The organism is Streptomyces neyagawaensis (genome assembly GCF_023516595.1).
GTDB classification, from domain to species: domain Bacteria; phylum Actinomycetota; class Actinomycetes; order Streptomycetales; family Streptomycetaceae; genus Streptomyces; species Streptomyces neyagawaensis.
The window spans coordinates 59,791-73,380 of sequence record NZ_JAMGBG010000099.1 but is presented as its reverse complement, the minus strand read 5'-3'; the positions used below and the strand labels follow the sequence as shown (position 1 = coordinate 73,380).

14 protein-coding genes and 1 tRNA gene are annotated in these 13,590 nt (G+C 70.7%); 1 reads left to right on the top strand and 14 read right to left on the bottom strand.

What is annotated here, in order from left to right; genetic code table 11:
- The 5 genes from thrC to M8J73_RS32605 form a co-directional block, all read right to left on the bottom strand.
- Positions 1-928: threonine synthase (thrC, locus tag M8J73_RS32630; RefSeq protein ID WP_249829428.1), on the bottom strand; the 928-nt coding region annotated here is incomplete at its 3' end.
- Positions 929-934: 6 nt separating this feature from the next.
- The gene (locus M8J73_RS32625) at positions 935-2,224 is read right to left on the bottom strand and encodes a homoserine dehydrogenase (RefSeq protein ID WP_055538232.1); all 1,290 of its coding nucleotides are present in this window, start codon (positions 2,222-2,224) and stop codon (positions 935-937) included.
- Positions 2,225-2,605: 381 nt separating this feature from the next.
- The gene (lysA, locus tag M8J73_RS32620; RefSeq protein ID WP_249829427.1) at positions 2,606-3,997 is read right to left on the bottom strand and encodes a diaminopimelate decarboxylase; all 1,392 of its coding nucleotides are present in this window, start codon (positions 3,995-3,997) and stop codon (positions 2,606-2,608) included.
- 470 nt (positions 3,998-4,467) lie between these two features.
- Positions 4,468-5,913: an ArgS-related anticodon-binding protein NrtL gene (gene nrtL, locus M8J73_RS32610; protein ID WP_249829426.1), complete on the bottom strand. Its 1,446-nt coding sequence runs from the start codon at positions 5,911-5,913 to the stop codon at positions 4,468-4,470.
- A gap of 266 nt (positions 5,914-6,179) precedes the next feature.
- Positions 6,180-6,674: a response regulator gene (locus tag M8J73_RS32605; RefSeq protein ID WP_249829431.1), complete on the bottom strand. Its 495-nt coding sequence runs from the start codon at positions 6,672-6,674 to the stop codon at positions 6,180-6,182.
- Positions 6,675-6,866: 192 nt separating this feature from the next.
- Between M8J73_RS32605 and M8J73_RS32600 the strand changes: the two genes are divergently transcribed.
- Positions 6,867-6,938 (top strand) — tRNA-Arg (locus M8J73_RS32600).
- A 229-nt stretch (positions 6,939-7,167) separates the two neighbouring features.
- On the opposite strand, the gene M8J73_RS32595 is transcribed toward M8J73_RS32600, so the two are convergent.
- The 9 genes from M8J73_RS32595 to M8J73_RS32555 all read right to left on the bottom strand — a co-directional run bounded on the left by M8J73_RS32595 (position 7,168) and on the right by M8J73_RS32555 (position 13,589).
- Positions 7,168-8,574, bottom strand: coding sequence for a tyrosine-type recombinase/integrase (locus tag M8J73_RS32595; protein ID WP_055541016.1), 1,407 nt, complete (start codon positions 8,572-8,574; stop codon positions 7,168-7,170).
- Complete coding sequence (locus M8J73_RS32590) at positions 8,571-8,765, bottom strand: helix-turn-helix transcriptional regulator (RefSeq protein WP_055541015.1); 195 nt, start codon at positions 8,763-8,765, stop codon at positions 8,571-8,573. The genes M8J73_RS32595 and M8J73_RS32590 overlap by 4 nt, the downstream gene beginning before the upstream one ends.
- A complete protein-coding gene (locus M8J73_RS32585) occupies positions 8,741-10,108 on the bottom strand; it encodes a replication initiator (RefSeq protein ID WP_249829425.1) in 1,368 nt (455 codons plus the stop codon). The genes M8J73_RS32590 and M8J73_RS32585 overlap by 25 nt, the downstream gene beginning before the upstream one ends.
- Positions 10,109-10,210: 102 nt before the next feature.
- Positions 10,211-10,513, bottom strand: coding sequence for a SpdD-like protein (locus M8J73_RS32580; RefSeq protein ID WP_249829424.1), 303 nt, complete (start codon positions 10,511-10,513; stop codon positions 10,211-10,213).
- Positions 10,514-10,532: 19 nt separating this feature from the next.
- Complete coding sequence (locus M8J73_RS32575) at positions 10,533-10,688, bottom strand: hypothetical protein (protein ID WP_123541968.1); 156 nt, start codon at positions 10,686-10,688, stop codon at positions 10,533-10,535.
- 15 nt (positions 10,689-10,703) lie between these two features.
- Positions 10,704-10,883, bottom strand: coding sequence for a mobile element transfer protein (locus M8J73_RS32570; protein WP_249829423.1), 180 nt, complete (start codon positions 10,881-10,883; stop codon positions 10,704-10,706).
- A 12-nt stretch (positions 10,884-10,895) separates the two neighbouring features.
- Positions 10,896-11,627, bottom strand: coding sequence for a DUF2637 domain-containing protein (locus M8J73_RS32565; protein ID WP_249829430.1), 732 nt, complete (start codon positions 11,625-11,627; stop codon positions 10,896-10,898).
- Between the two features lie 5 nt (positions 11,628-11,632).
- A complete protein-coding gene (locus M8J73_RS32560) occupies positions 11,633-12,115 on the bottom strand; it encodes a hypothetical protein (protein WP_249829422.1) in 483 nt (160 codons plus the stop codon).
- A gap of 82 nt (positions 12,116-12,197) precedes the next feature.
- Positions 12,198-13,589, bottom strand: a complete 1,392-nt coding sequence (locus M8J73_RS32555) for an FtsK/SpoIIIE domain-containing protein (RefSeq protein WP_492012103.1) — start codon at positions 13,587-13,589, stop codon at positions 12,198-12,200.
- Position 13,590 lies beyond the last annotated feature (1 nt).

Genomic DNA, 13,590 nt, shown 5'->3' with positions numbered 1-13,590 from the left:
CCGGGTCGACCTGGCCGTTCTCGGCGGCCTTGAGCAGACCGGCCACGGACGCGGCGGAGGCGGGCTCCACGAAGACACCCTCCTGCGCGGCCAACAGCCGGTAGGCGCGCAGGATCTCACGGTCCGTCACCTCGTCGATGGCACCGCCGGACTCGTCCTTCGCGGCGAGGGCGTACTGCCAGGACGCGGGGTTGCCGATGCGGATCGCGGTGGCGATGGTCGAGGGGTCCTTGACGACCTCGCCGCGCACGATCGGCGCGGATCCGGAGGCCTGGAAGCCCCACATGCGGGGCGTCCGCGCGGCGATGCCGTCGGCGGCGTACTCCTTGTAGCCCTTCCAGTAGGCCGTGATGTTGCCCGCGTTGCCCACCGGCAGGACGTGGATGTCCGGGGCGTCGCCGAGCATGTCCACGATCTCGAAGGCGGCGGTCTTCTGGCCCTCGATACGCACCGGGTTGACGGAATTCACCAGCGCCACGGGGTAGTTGTCGCTCAGTTCACGCGCGAGGGTGAGGCAGTCGTCGAAGTTGCCGTCGACCTGGAGGATCTTCGCGCCGTGCACCAGGGCCTGGCCCATCTTGCCGAGCGCGATCTTGCCCTGGGGCACCAGCACGGCGGAGACCATGCCCGCGCGGACGGCGTAGGCGGCCGCGGAGGCGGACGTGTTGCCCGTGGAGGCACAGATGACGGCCTTCGCGCCCTCCTCCTTCGCCCGGGTGATGGCCATCGTCATACCGCGGTCCTTGAAGGACCCGGTGGGGTTGGCTCCCTCCACCTTGAGGTGGACCTCGCAGCCCGTGCGCTCGGAGAGCACCTGCGCGGGGACGAGGGGCGTGCCGCCCTCGCGGAGCGTCACGACCGGCGTGCTGTCGGAGACGGGCAGCCGGTCCCGATACTCCTCGATGATTCCGCGCCACTGGTGGGTCATTGCTGGTTACTCTCCTTCAACCCGCATGATGCTGGCGACACCCCGCACGGTGTCGAGGTTGCGCAGCGCCTCGACGGTCCCGTTCAGGGAGGCGTCGGAGGCGCGGTGGGTGACGACGACGAGGGAGGCCTCGCCGTTGTTGCCCTGCTGGCGAACGGTATCGATCGACACCCCGTGCTCGGCGAACACGGTCGCCACCTGGGCGAGAACACCCGGTTTGTCCGCCACATCAAGGCTGATGTGGTAGCGCGTGACGACCTCGCCCATGGGCGAGACCCGCAGGGCGGCGTACGCGGACTCGCCGGGCCCGGTGGCGCCCGCGAGCCGGTTGCGACAGACCGCCACGAGGTCGCCGAGGACGGCGGAGGCCGTGGGCGAGCCGCCCGCTCCGGGGCCGTAGAACATCAGCTGGCCCGCGGCGTCCGACTCCACGAACACGGCGTTGTACGCGCCGCGTACCGAGGCCAGCGGGTGGGTCAGCGGGATCATCGCGGGGTGCACGCGCGCCGTGACGGAGCCACCGTCCGCGGCCCGCTCGCAGATGGCGAGCAGTTTGATGGTGCAGCCCATGTTCTTGGCGGAGGCGAAGTCGGCGGCGGTGACCTCGGTCATGCCCTCGCGGTAGACGTCGTCGAGCCGTACCCGCGAGTGGAAGGCGATCCCGGCGAGGATCGCGGCCTTGGCGGCGGCGTCGAAGCCCTCGACGTCGGCGGTCGGGTCGGCCTCGGCGTAGCCGAGCGCGGTGGCCTCGTCCAGGGCCTCCTGATAACCGGCGCCCGTGGAATCCATCTTGTCGAGGATGAAATTGGTGGTGCCGTTGACGATGCCCATCACTCGGTTGATCTTGTCCCCGGCGAGCGACTCACGCAGGGGGCGGATCAGCGGAATGGCGCCGGCGACGGCAGCCTCGTAGTAGAGGTCCTTGCCCGCCTCCTCGGCGACCGCGTGCAGAGCGGCGCCGTCCTGGGCGAGGAGCGCCTTGTTGGCGGAGACCACGGAGGCGCCGTGCTCGATCGCGGTGGTGATGAGGGAGCGGGCGGGCTCGATACCGCCGATGACCTCGACGACGACGTCGATGTCCCCGCGTTTGACGAGGGCGGTGGCGTCGGTGGTGACGAGTGCCGGGTCGATGCCCTCACGGACCTTGGAGGGCCGGCGGACGGCCACACCCGCGAGTTCGACGGGGGCCCCGATCCGGGCGGCGAGATCGTCGGCGTGCGTCGTCATGATGCGCGCCACCTCTGAGCCGACAACCCCACAGCCCAGCAGCGCCACCTTCAGTGGACGCGTACGCATCATCCGACCTCGTTTCCTCATACCGAATACGGTGGAACCAGTCTCACTCACCGGACGGGAGTTTCTATCCCTCGTCCGGATCGTGAGACATCTATTTCATTTTCGCGGGGCGGTGGGACGGAGATCTTTCGGCCCCGCAATTCCCGGCATCCCGGCATTCATTATCCGCCCCGCCGCGAACACGGCCGGACCGCCCGCGAACACGGCCGGACTCGCGTCACGCGACGTCGAGACGGAGCAGCTCCGCCTGCGTCACGCGACGTCGAGGCGCAGCAGACCCTCCTCCGTCACCGGACGTCGAGACGGAGCAGGGCCCAGCAGAGCCCCTCCCCCGTCACCCGACGTCGAGACGGAGCAGGGCCCAGCAGAGCCCCTCCCCCGTCACCCGACGTCGAGACGGAGCAGATCCTCCTCCGTCTCCCGCCGGACGATCACCCGGGCCTCCCCGTCCTTGACCGCGACGACGGGCGGGCGCAGCACGTGGTTGTAGTTGCTCGCCATGGAACGGCAGTACGCGCCGGTCGCCGGCACGGCGATCAGGTCACCCGGTGCCAGGTCGGCCGGCAGGAACGCGTCCTTCACCACGATGTCACCGCTCTCGCAGTGCTTGCCCACCACCCGCGCGAGCATCGGCTCGGCGTCGGACGTGCGGGACACCAGCGCGACGCTGTACTCGGCGTCGTACAGGGCGGTCCGGATGTTGTCCGACATGCCCCCGTCGACCGAGACGTAGGTCCGCAGTCCGTCCAGCGGCTTGATGGTGCCGACCTCGTAGAGCGTGAAGGCGGTCGGCCCGACGATGGCCCGCCCCGGCTCGACGGAGATCCGCGGCGTACGCAGCCGGGCGCCCTCGCACTCCCGCGTGACGATCTCGGTGAGCGCCTTGGCGATCTCGTGCGGCTCACGGGGGTCGTCGGCGCTGGTGTAGGCGATACCGAGACCGCCGCCGAGGTCGATCTCGGGCAGCTCGACGCCGTGCTCGTCGCGGATGTCCTTGAGCAGCCCGACGACGCGGTGGGCGGCGACCTCGAAGCCGGAGGTGTCGAAGATCTGGGACCCGATGTGCGAGTGGATCCCGATGAGCTCCAGCCCGTCGAGCTTCAGCGCCCGCCGTACGGCCTCGGCGGCCTGCCCCCCGGCGAGCGGGATGCCGAACTTCTGGTCCTCGTGCGCGGTGGCGATGAACTCATGGGTGTGCGCCTCGACGCCGACGGTCACCCGGATCTGCACGCGCTGCCGCTTGCCGAGCTCCTGGGCGATGTGCGCGACCCGCACGATCTCCTGGAAGGAGTCGAGGACGATACGGCCGACGCCGGCCTCGACCGCCCGGTGGATCTCCTCCGTGGACTTGTTGTTGCCGTGGAAGGCGATGCGGTCTGCGGGCATGCCGGCGGACAGGGCGGTGGCGAGCTCGCCGCCGGAGCAGACGTCGAGGTTGAGCCCCTCCTCGTGCAGCCAGCGCACGACCGCGCGCGACAGGAACGCCTTGCCGGCGTAGAACACGTCGGCGTCCTGCCCGAACGCGGTGCGCCAGGCGCGGGCGCGGGCGCGGAAGTCGGTCTCGTCGAGGAAGTAGGCGGGCGTGCCGAACTCTTCGGCGAGCGCCTTCACGTCGACCCCGCCGACGCGGACGACTCCGTCGACCCCGCGGTCGACGGTCTGGGCCCACACCTTCGGATCGAGCGTGTTCAGATCGGCGGGCGGGGCGCTGTAATGCCCCTCCGGCAGCACATCGGCGTGACGGGGCCCGGCGGGGTGTGCGGAACGGCTCATGACTGGTCTGACTCTCTCTACCTATCGGGACTCTGTGCTCGCGGGGCCTGGGGGCTCGGGCTTCGGGCTTGGGCTTGGGGCTCGGGCTTGGGCTTCGGGCTCGGGCTTCGGGCTTGGGCCGGGGGCTTGGGCTTCGGGCTCGGGCTTCGGCTTGGGCCGGTGGGCCGGGGCTTGGGCCGGTGGGCCGGGGCTTGGGCCGGTGGACCGGGGCTTGGGCCGGTGGACCAGGCGTGGGCTTCGGCTTGGGCTTTCGGCTTCAGCTTTCGGCTTGGGCCTCGGGCTCGGGCCTGTGGGCCTTGGGCTTTCGGCTGACCTCAGGGCTCGGGGCCGGTGGGCTGGGGCCGGGGGCTTGGGCTTTTGACCTGGGCCTTCGCCCTGGGCTTTTGACCTGGACTTTTGACCTGGGCCGGAGGCTTGGGGCGGGTGGGCCCGGAGGCTTGGGACCGAGGGCTCGGGGCCGGTTGGCTCGCTCAGAGGTATTCGGGTGCGTCGATGCCGAGCAGGGACAGGCCGCCGGCCAGCACCGTCCCGGCGGCTTCGGCAAGCGCCAGCCGGGCCCGGTGGGCGGCCGAGGGTTTCTCTTCGCCGCGTGGCAGCACCGTGTGCTGGAAGGCCAGCAGGGCGTCGGCGGTGACGACCAGGTGCCGGGCGAGACGATCGGGCGTTCGATGGGTCGCGGCGCGGAGAAGGACGTGAGGGTACTCGGAGATCGCGGTGAGGAGGGGGGTGGTGGGGTCGGAGACGGAAACGGCGTCCGCGGTGGTGAAGGCCGGGGCGTCCGGGGCCGTGAAGGGTGCGGCGAGGACGCTGTGGTCGCTGCGGGCCGCGACCGCGCTGGTGGCGAGGCCGAGGCCGGCCGACGCGGTGGCGTCGAGGTGGCCGGGGACACCGGTGAAGCCGAGGGTGGCGGCGTTACGGGTGAGTGCGCGGGCGCGGGCGTGGGCGTAACGGACGCGAAAGAGGGGGTTGCTGGCCCGCTGCACGAGAAGGTCGGCGGTGATCCGGGGCCGGTCGTGGGCGGCGGGATGCAGCAGGGCCCAGCGGAGGGCGTCGGGGCCGAGGGGCGCGGGGTCCTCGGGCGCGGGGACGGGCCGGAGGTCGATGGGCTCGGGGTCGTTGCCTTGCCGATCCTGGCGAGTCGTGTCCGACCTGGGGTCCGGCTGGCTGGCGTCGGCGGTCCGAGGCCCCGCGTTCCCGTCGGCGACGCGGGCTTCTTCCAGGGCGCGCCCCTGGGGCGAGGGGAGGTCGTCACTCCTCCGAGGCTCGGCGAGGGCGACGTGTACCTCTGATACGCCGGATGCGTCGGACTCGGGGGACGGAGATTCGCCGGACGCCTCCAACGCACCCGCCGCCCCTGGCGCACCTGCTGCGCCCACCGCGCCCACCGCGCCCACCGCGCCCACCGCATGAGACTCCAACCCCGGAGTCGTGACATGCGGCCTGACGTGATGGACCTCGACGCGGCCCCCCTGGCTGGCGACGATCCGCCCCACCGCGTCGGCGACGACCTCCGCGCGGATGTCGTACGGGATGCGCAGCCGGAGAACCTGCCCGGCGAGGACGTCACTGTGGCCGTAGGGCAGGCCGTGATCCCGACGATCGAGGACGTCCCGCACGAGGGAGGCGACGGCGTTCCGATCGAGGTGGATGTTGAGGAACCCGGGCCCGGTGATCTCGACGGCGGCGACACCCTCGGTTCGGCTGAGGTGGGGCCGCAGGATCTCGGCGACCTGCAGTGGCGGCCGCCCGGCGGGCCGGGCCAGCTGCAGGGCGATGTTGGTGGCGTAGTCCCCACTGCCGCCGGGCCCGGGCGGGGTGACAACCGCCCGTGCGGGCACGGCCACGCTCAGCTCCCCTCGATCCACAGCACGACGCACCGCGTGCAACACGGTGCGGGAGAGCTCGACGGGGGTCACGGGGACAAGCGTATGGGAGGAGGGGGGTGGGTATGCGAGCAGGTTTCCGGTGTGGTCCGGGATGTGGACAACCCTGGATGGCTGGGCGGGCGACGCGGCTGCGCGGAGGGACTGGACCGGAATCGTGCCGCACAGGTCCGTCGGGCCGGAGGACCAGGCGTGAGTCGACTCGAGAGCCATACCGGGAACCAAGGCCGAGCGCCGACGAAGAAACGGTCAAGCCGACCGAGACGCAGAAAGTGAGACCAGGCCTGCCGAACCGACGGTCAGCTACCGGACCGTCCGGCACACTCCGCGCCCTCGCCCCCGCCACTCCCCCCACCCCCACCACTCGTGCCGCCGGCGGGAGCGCTGGCGTTGACCCCCGCACCGGTGTCAATGCCGAACTGAACGGAGGGATCAGACTCCCCCCGCTCGACCAACTGCCTGACAAGGGCGACGAGTTCGTTGGGCTCGAAGGGCTTGGCGAGGAAGGCGTCGACGCCGACGTCGAGCCCGGCTTCAACCTCGTACCGGGTACAGGCGCTGACGATGGCGAGGGGCAACCGCTGGGTACGAGAGTCACTGCGGAGCCGGGCGGCGGTACGGAGACCGTCGAGCCGGGGCATCACGACGTCGAGAGTGATCACGTCGGGTCGAACTTGATGAACGACGTCCAGACACTCGGCACCGTCGGCCGCGGTCACCACCTCGAAGCCCTCCAGCTCGAGGTTGACCCTGATCAGCTGCCGGATGACCTTGTTGTCGTCCACAACAAGCACCCGACCGGACATGCCTGGCACAACTCGAGAGTAGGTCCGCACGCACCGCCGCGTCCGGGTTTTCCCCACTTCCGCCCCCTGCGGGCGACCTCCCCCAGCTCACCCCCTCCCCACACCCCAATAACCGTTCATGACCTGCCCCAGAGAGCTGGTAGGGTTCTACCCGTCGCCGCCAAACACGGCGCCCGACACGCCCCCGTAGCTCAGGGGATAGAGCAACGGCCTCCGGAGCCGTGTGCGCAGGTTCGAATCCTGCCGGGGGCACCTTGCATGAGGTGCCCAAAGACCCCGTCACCAGCGGAAACGCTGAGGCCGGGGTCTTCGTGTTTGTGCAGCCGTATGCCGCTCGGAGCGGCTGTATGTCGGACGCTGTGGACTATGTGTGGACTGGCCGCAGGCCAGGAATCCGCAGGTCAGCCCCGGAAAACGCCGAGGCCCCCGGACCGGAGTCCAGGGGCCATCATGCCGCAGGTGTGCGTGAGGAGTGCGTGGATCAGAGCCCGGCGCCGGGCCGGTCCTCCTGGTCGTCATCCTCGCCGAGGAGTTCGGCGATCCGCCGATTGGCGACGTCCTGCCGACCGTCGAGGCACTTGGCGTACCGGCTCAGGAGCACTTCGACGCTGTTGCCCGCGCGTTCCGCGACCTCGGTGGGGTCCACGCCGGCGTTGAGCCAGGAGGAGAGCGCAGCGTGCCGCAGGTCGTACGGCCGAGCGGCCAACGGCGAGGCCACCTGCTCCGGCGTGAGCGCCAGGTGTCGAGCCTCGTCCCAGACGCGCCAATAGGTGGTGGAGGCGACCACTCCCCCGCGCTCGTTGGCGAACATCCGCCCGTCCTTGGCAGTGCCGAACTCCTCGATGTGAGCGAGGAGCATACGGACGAGGCGAGGCGGGATTGGGACGATGCGGGTTTCGTTCGCGGGGCGGTTCTTGAGGCCACGGTTGTCGTGAACTTCCCCGGTTCCGGTCCAGCGCTTTCCAACGGTGGGGCGGGTCTTCTCCAGGATCAGAGAACCCCACCCCCTTTCCGGCAACGTGCAGTCCGGGCGGCGCAGGGCCACGGCTTCCGCCGGCCGAAGCCCACCGAAGTACATGCAGGCGAAGAGCGCGACGAGGCGGCGCCCACGGGCCCGGCGATAGCCACCCACGTACGAAACAGCGGCGAGGAGGTCTCGGGCTTGCTGAGGGTTCACCACCACCCGGCGGTCTACTTCCTTGGTGACCTTGGGCAGCTTCCACTTCACGAGCGTGACGGGGTTCTCGGGCAGCTCCCCCAGTTCGACCGCGTAGGCGAGGGCGTTGAAGAGGACTGCCCGCTTGCGCCGCACCGTCTCGGCAGCCGCGGGTTCCCCGGAAAGCCTGAGCTTGAGCGAGTCGAGGACGCGACGGATGTCCGCCGGATTCTTGAGCGTGGCCAGCGGCAGCGAGGCTTTGGTCACCCACCGAAGAGCGTTCGCGATGTCCACCGGAGCCTCGTCCTCGTCCCCGGCCTGGACTACGAAGGCCCAGCCGCGCAGAGCACGCCGCAAGATGTCGTCGGCCGGGCGCCCAGGCCGATCACCCAGAAGTTCCGTCGTGACGAGGGTCATGGTCTCGTTGAGACTGTCGCGGGAGTTCGGAGCGGCGTGCGGCCACTTCATGGCGACGTACGCCCGCGCGAAGTCGTACCAGGTCCGCGACTCCTTGGCAGGCACCATGGAGTCCGGCAGACCGGTTTCCGTGTCGAACGCCTCGCCCTTCTGAGCAGCCCGGAGGAGCTTCGCGCGGAAGTTGTCGGCGAGTGCCTTCGTTCGGAAGGTCTCCGAGAACGGCGGAGCATCAGCGACCTTCCACCGGACGTCGTAGGACGGCGTTTTGTACGGCCGCTTACGGATGCCCCACACCTTCACGTCATGCGACTTCACGCCGCCTCCCCGAGTCCGTGAAGCCACGCGGTGAAGTCGCTCCGCCACACGCGGAGTTCGCCGTTCGGAAGCTTGATCGCTTCCGGAGCCTGCCCCAGCTCACGCCAGCGGTAGAAGGTGCGGCGGGAGACTCCACCCAGCTCGGAGAGGATCTGTGGGACGGTCATCAGTTCGTCTCGTCGGCGATCCATGCCGAGTCTCCTTCCGTGTCGGGGGTGGCGTCGGGCCGACGCGATGTCGCGAACCAGGTCTCAGCAGCAGTCAGGCCAGTGCCGGCGAAGCGCCAGTGCGAGAGAACGAGGACGGTGTCCGGGTCGGGCAGGGGGTGGCCTGCTTCGGCGGCGCGGGCGCGGGTGAGGGCTTCGTTGTGGTCGGCGCGTTCCTGGCGGAGGGCGCCGAGGGTGACGGAGTAGGCGCGGGACTTGGTGGAGAAGTGGCCGCGGAAGCCGAGCATGTGGGCCCACTTGCGCAGGCGCAGGGCTTCGAGTTCGGGTCGGGCGCCGAGGTGCCAGCAGGTGAGGATCAGTTGTCGGGCGTGGTCGGTGACCTGGGCGCCGATGAGGTCGGTGATCGGGTTGCGGATGGGGCGGTCGAGGGTGCCAGCGGTCTCGGCGCCCTTGGTGGCGTACTTCGCGATGTAGGCGGCGACGGCGCGGCTCGATAGCTCCGAGGTGCCCACGAAGTCCGCCGAGCGGATGGGGCGGATGTCGAGCTGCTTGCCGAAGCGGAAGGTGTAGGCGCGTCCGTCGAGGTCTGGGCCGAGGGTCTCGGCGAGGTGAGCCGCCGTGTGGATGGCGTCGGTGAGGAGTTCGGTGGTGGCCCAGGGCGGTGGGTTGTCCTCGGCGCCTTCCGGGCCGTCGAGGCGGATGACGGCGTGGAAGTGGACGGCGCCGCGCCGCTGGTATTCGGCGACCTTGGCATAGGAGACCTTGACGCTGTTGCGGAGCTCCGTGCGGGTGAGGCCCGCGCGGGAGGCGAGTTGTTGGCGCAGGTAGGTGGTGAAGCGGGCCCAGAGCGCGCCCGCGTGGGCGTTCCAGAGAACGGCGGCGCGGTAGTCGTACCGGTCAGGGTCCAGGGGTGTGCCGAGTGCAGGGTCGTCGTCGGGGTGGAGTCGACCGCAGCGGCAGCAGCCGCCGGTGGGACGGTTGTGAACCGGGCCGAAGGATGGGGCGGTGAAGGTGGCGAAGACGCGAGGGTGTTGGGCGACGGCCGGGCCGATGCCCTTGCCTCCGCTCAGTCCGGCGGTGACGAGGTGGAAGGTGTCTTTGCGGTACACCTCGGCGCAGGCGGCGCATCTGGTGGCCCGGCGGTTGTTGCAGCGGATGAGGAGCTGTCCGGCCGGAAGGTCGATGTCGGTGATCTCCCGGACGATCTCTCCCGTTGCGGCGTGGACGTCGAGCCGGTGGCCCTCCATCCGTACGGGCCGCTCACAGCCGCCCAGGCGCTGGATCTGCCGGGCGTAGGCGCCGAGGTCGCCGTAGCGGGCGAGGGCGGCCAGGTGGCGGATGGCTCCGAGGGGAGCCGGGGGACGCATCTGTGGGTTCCTCCTTGCAGGGGTCGCAGGTCTGGCGCGCCCGATCCGCCTGTCGAGGGGGCTAGACAGTGTGGGTAGGGCCGGGCGCTTGGAGTTGTCGTGTCAGCGGTCGCGGCGGGTGAGGAGAGCGCGGATGACGACGGCGCACACGGCGGTCGAGGTGGCCGTGACGGCGACGGCGAGGAGCATGGAGACGAGGACGGCGCCGACGACCAGGACCACGGCGGTGCCGCCGCCGACGAGGGCGAGCGCGGTGCCGGGGGTGAGCTGGACGGCCGGACGGGACGGCGCGGGGGCCGGTTGCGGGGTCAGGGCGGCCGGGGTGACGGGGGTCGTCTCGATGACTGCGGGCGGTGTCACCAAGCCGGTGGGCTGAGGCATGGTCGGGATCTTGGGCCGGAGCATGAGCGACTCTCCTTCTCGGTTACTTGACAAGGGAGTTGATGACGGGGGCCAGCAGGCTGTCGGCGATGAGGTAGCCGCCGAGGAGCAGCACGGTGATGAGCCACCAGGGCGGGCGGATGAGCTTGACGCCCAAGACCCCGATGCAGAGGAGGGCGAGCCAGAGCGGTACGTCCATGGGGTTGGTCTCCTGTCAGGCCGAGCAGCGGTGGGTGCGGGCGGCGAGTTCGGCGGCGGCGCGGGAGTCGTACTCGGCGGAGAAGTCGCACCGGGGCGCGGTACAGGCGGCCAGGTGGCGGTGCTTGCCGCGTTCGAGGAAGGAGGCGACGTTCACGGGGCCGATACGGCGGATGTTGCGGAAGCGGCGATGCATGGCGGTCTCTTCTCAGAGGTGAGCGGCGACGGACCCGGTCATGGACGGAGGCAGGCCGAGCCGGGCACGGACGGCGTCGGGGTCGGCAGGGTGGCCGGTGGCCGAGCGGTGTTCGTCGGCGAGGGCACGGACGCGGTCGACGAGAGCAGGAGGGAGGGCGACGGCGGGCACGGGCGCCGGGGCCCGAGCGGGAGGGGAGTCGGTCACCGGGTCGGCGACGGGGGTTGGTTCGCTGTTGGGGGGTTCAGGAGCAGGGTCGGGGGCGGGGAGCGCAACCGGGTCGGGCATGTCGACGGCGGTCGGGGTGGAGCGGGATTCGTCGTGCGGGTCGGTCGTCGACAGGGCCGGGTTCTCTGCCGCTTCCTGGGGGTGGTGTGGTGTGTGGGCGAGGAGCGTGCCGCCGAAGAAGGCGACGGCCGGCCAGCCCGCGACCATGACGCGGAGCCAGGCGGGGACGTGGTCGAGGTCGAGGAGCCCGGCGGTGGCGACGTTGGCGCCGAGGGAGGCGGTCAGGGCCACCAGGAACCACAGCCGCGGACCTCCCGCCCCCAGCCCCGCTCGCTGTGCCTGCCGCATCCGGCGCCAGGCGGCGACCAGCAGCAGGTCGACGCTGACGGGGTAGGCCCACGCCTTCCAGCCGCCCTGCCCGGCCGCTTCGGCGAGGTCGTGCAGGTGGGAGAAGGACAGGGCACCCGCGATGACGGCCTGGACGATCACGGCGTCGACCCGCAGGCGCTTGACCATGGTGGTCACCGGGTCAGGGTGCGGCCGTTGGCAGTGGCGACGGCCTGAAGGACGAGGTCGAGGTTGGCCGCATCCAGGCCACTGACAGCGTCACCGAGCCGGAGAGGGGCCGCGGTGTCGGCGAGCGACGCTGCCAGGGCCAGGATGCTCAGTTCCCCGCCGGAAGCGGGCAGTTGCTTGGATTCCATGGCTTGGGCGACCTTGCGCCAGTCGATCCCGTACGGCTGCGGAACCGGGCCCGAGTAGTCGATGAGCAGCAGACGGGGCCGCTCAGCCAGCCGCTTGATCCACAGGCCGTGACGGGCCAGGAGGCCGATCGCTGCCCGCAGGGCGGGCGAGCCGTCAGCGTTGGCGGCCAAGATGTCGGCCAGCTCGGCGGCATCGACGATTACCGGGTTGTCGTCGATGCCGTACCAGGGGCAGTCGCGTTCGTCGTGGTCGACGCCGGTTTCATCACCGTCGACGTCACCGCAGTGCTCGCAGAACATCGAGTTTCCTTCCGGTTTTGGCATGGGAGGGGTAGGGACGTGGCGCGAGACGGTCGCGCCGGCCGGGGTGCAGAAGAGGGGGCTACTCGGTCACCGGCTGAGCGGTGGAAATGGCAGCGGTGGCATTGGACGGTCCGGCGGACTCCACGGCGACGGCGGGCCGGAAGGAGTCGAGCCGGGGCAGGTCCGGCATCAGGGCGGCGGTGTCACGGCAGACGGCCGCCGCTTCGGCGAGGGTGAAGTGTGGTGCACGGACACGGGACCAGCCGCCGGAGGAGTCACCGACGACGGCGACGCCGGGGCGTTCGGCCGGGATGGCGGTAGCGGCGAGGGCCGCCTCCGGGGAGATGTCGGCGAGTGCCATGTTCGCCGAGGCTTCGTCGTTGACGCGGTGGCAGGCGCGGCCGGTCAGCTGGGCCCGGAGCATGGTGGCGCCCTTGCCGAGTTCGGAGCCGAAACGCTGCCCGCACACCTCCAGGTAGATGCCGGCCGCACGCCCGAGCTGGGCGAGACGAATGAGCTTGGTGACCATGGCGTCTCGTCGTTTCTCGTCGTCCCGGTTCGCGGCGAGGAACAGTTCAGCCACTTCGTCGACGACGACCACGACCGGCACCGGCCGTACGGCTTCCGGCAGCCCCCACACGTCCGAGGTGAGCACGGCGTCCGAACCGGCCCCGCTACCCGTACCACTACGCAGCCCGATGAGCCGGAACCGTGCCTCCATCTCGTCCACCAGCACGTCCAGAAGTTCGTCAGCCCGGTCGGGAGTATCGGCGAGCGCGGACAACCGGGGCGCGAACGGGGCGAGTTCCACGCCCCACTTGCAGTCGATGCCGACGAGCACGACCGACTGCCGGGCCAGACCGCACAGCAGGTTGCGCAGGTAGACGGACTTGCCGGACTGCGTGGCGCCGAGGATCAGTTCGTGCGGCACGGTGCGGAAGTCCCGCACGTGCCACTCACCGTCTTCCCGCAGCGCCAGCGGCAGGCACAGCGGATCGGACCCCGGCCGACGCCGGGCCGCCCTGACCTCGGCGAGCACGTCCCAGCCGACCAGCCGCAGTTCGAGCCGCCCCGGCTTGGTGGTGCGGACGTACACAGCATGGACGCCCCAGGCGTGCCGCAGCCGGTCGGCGGAGGCCATGAAGTCCTCGGGCGCCTGACCCGCCGCCATCCGCAGCCGCATCACGAGACCGGACCCGGTCGGCAGCGGGAACGACCGCCGAGGCGGTACCGGCGCGGCCTGACGTCCGATCATCCGGGCGGTGGCCCGACGGACGGCCGAGGCAGGAACCGTCAGACCACAGGCATCCATGGTGTCCCGGTACGACACGAGCACCCGCAGCGCGGCGACCGGATAGCCGATGATCCACCAGAACACGACCGGCATACGACGGCGCACGACCAGCAGCACGCCCAAGACCAGCAGGACCGGCAGCAGAATCGACAGCGGAACCCGGAATCCCTCGGTCACG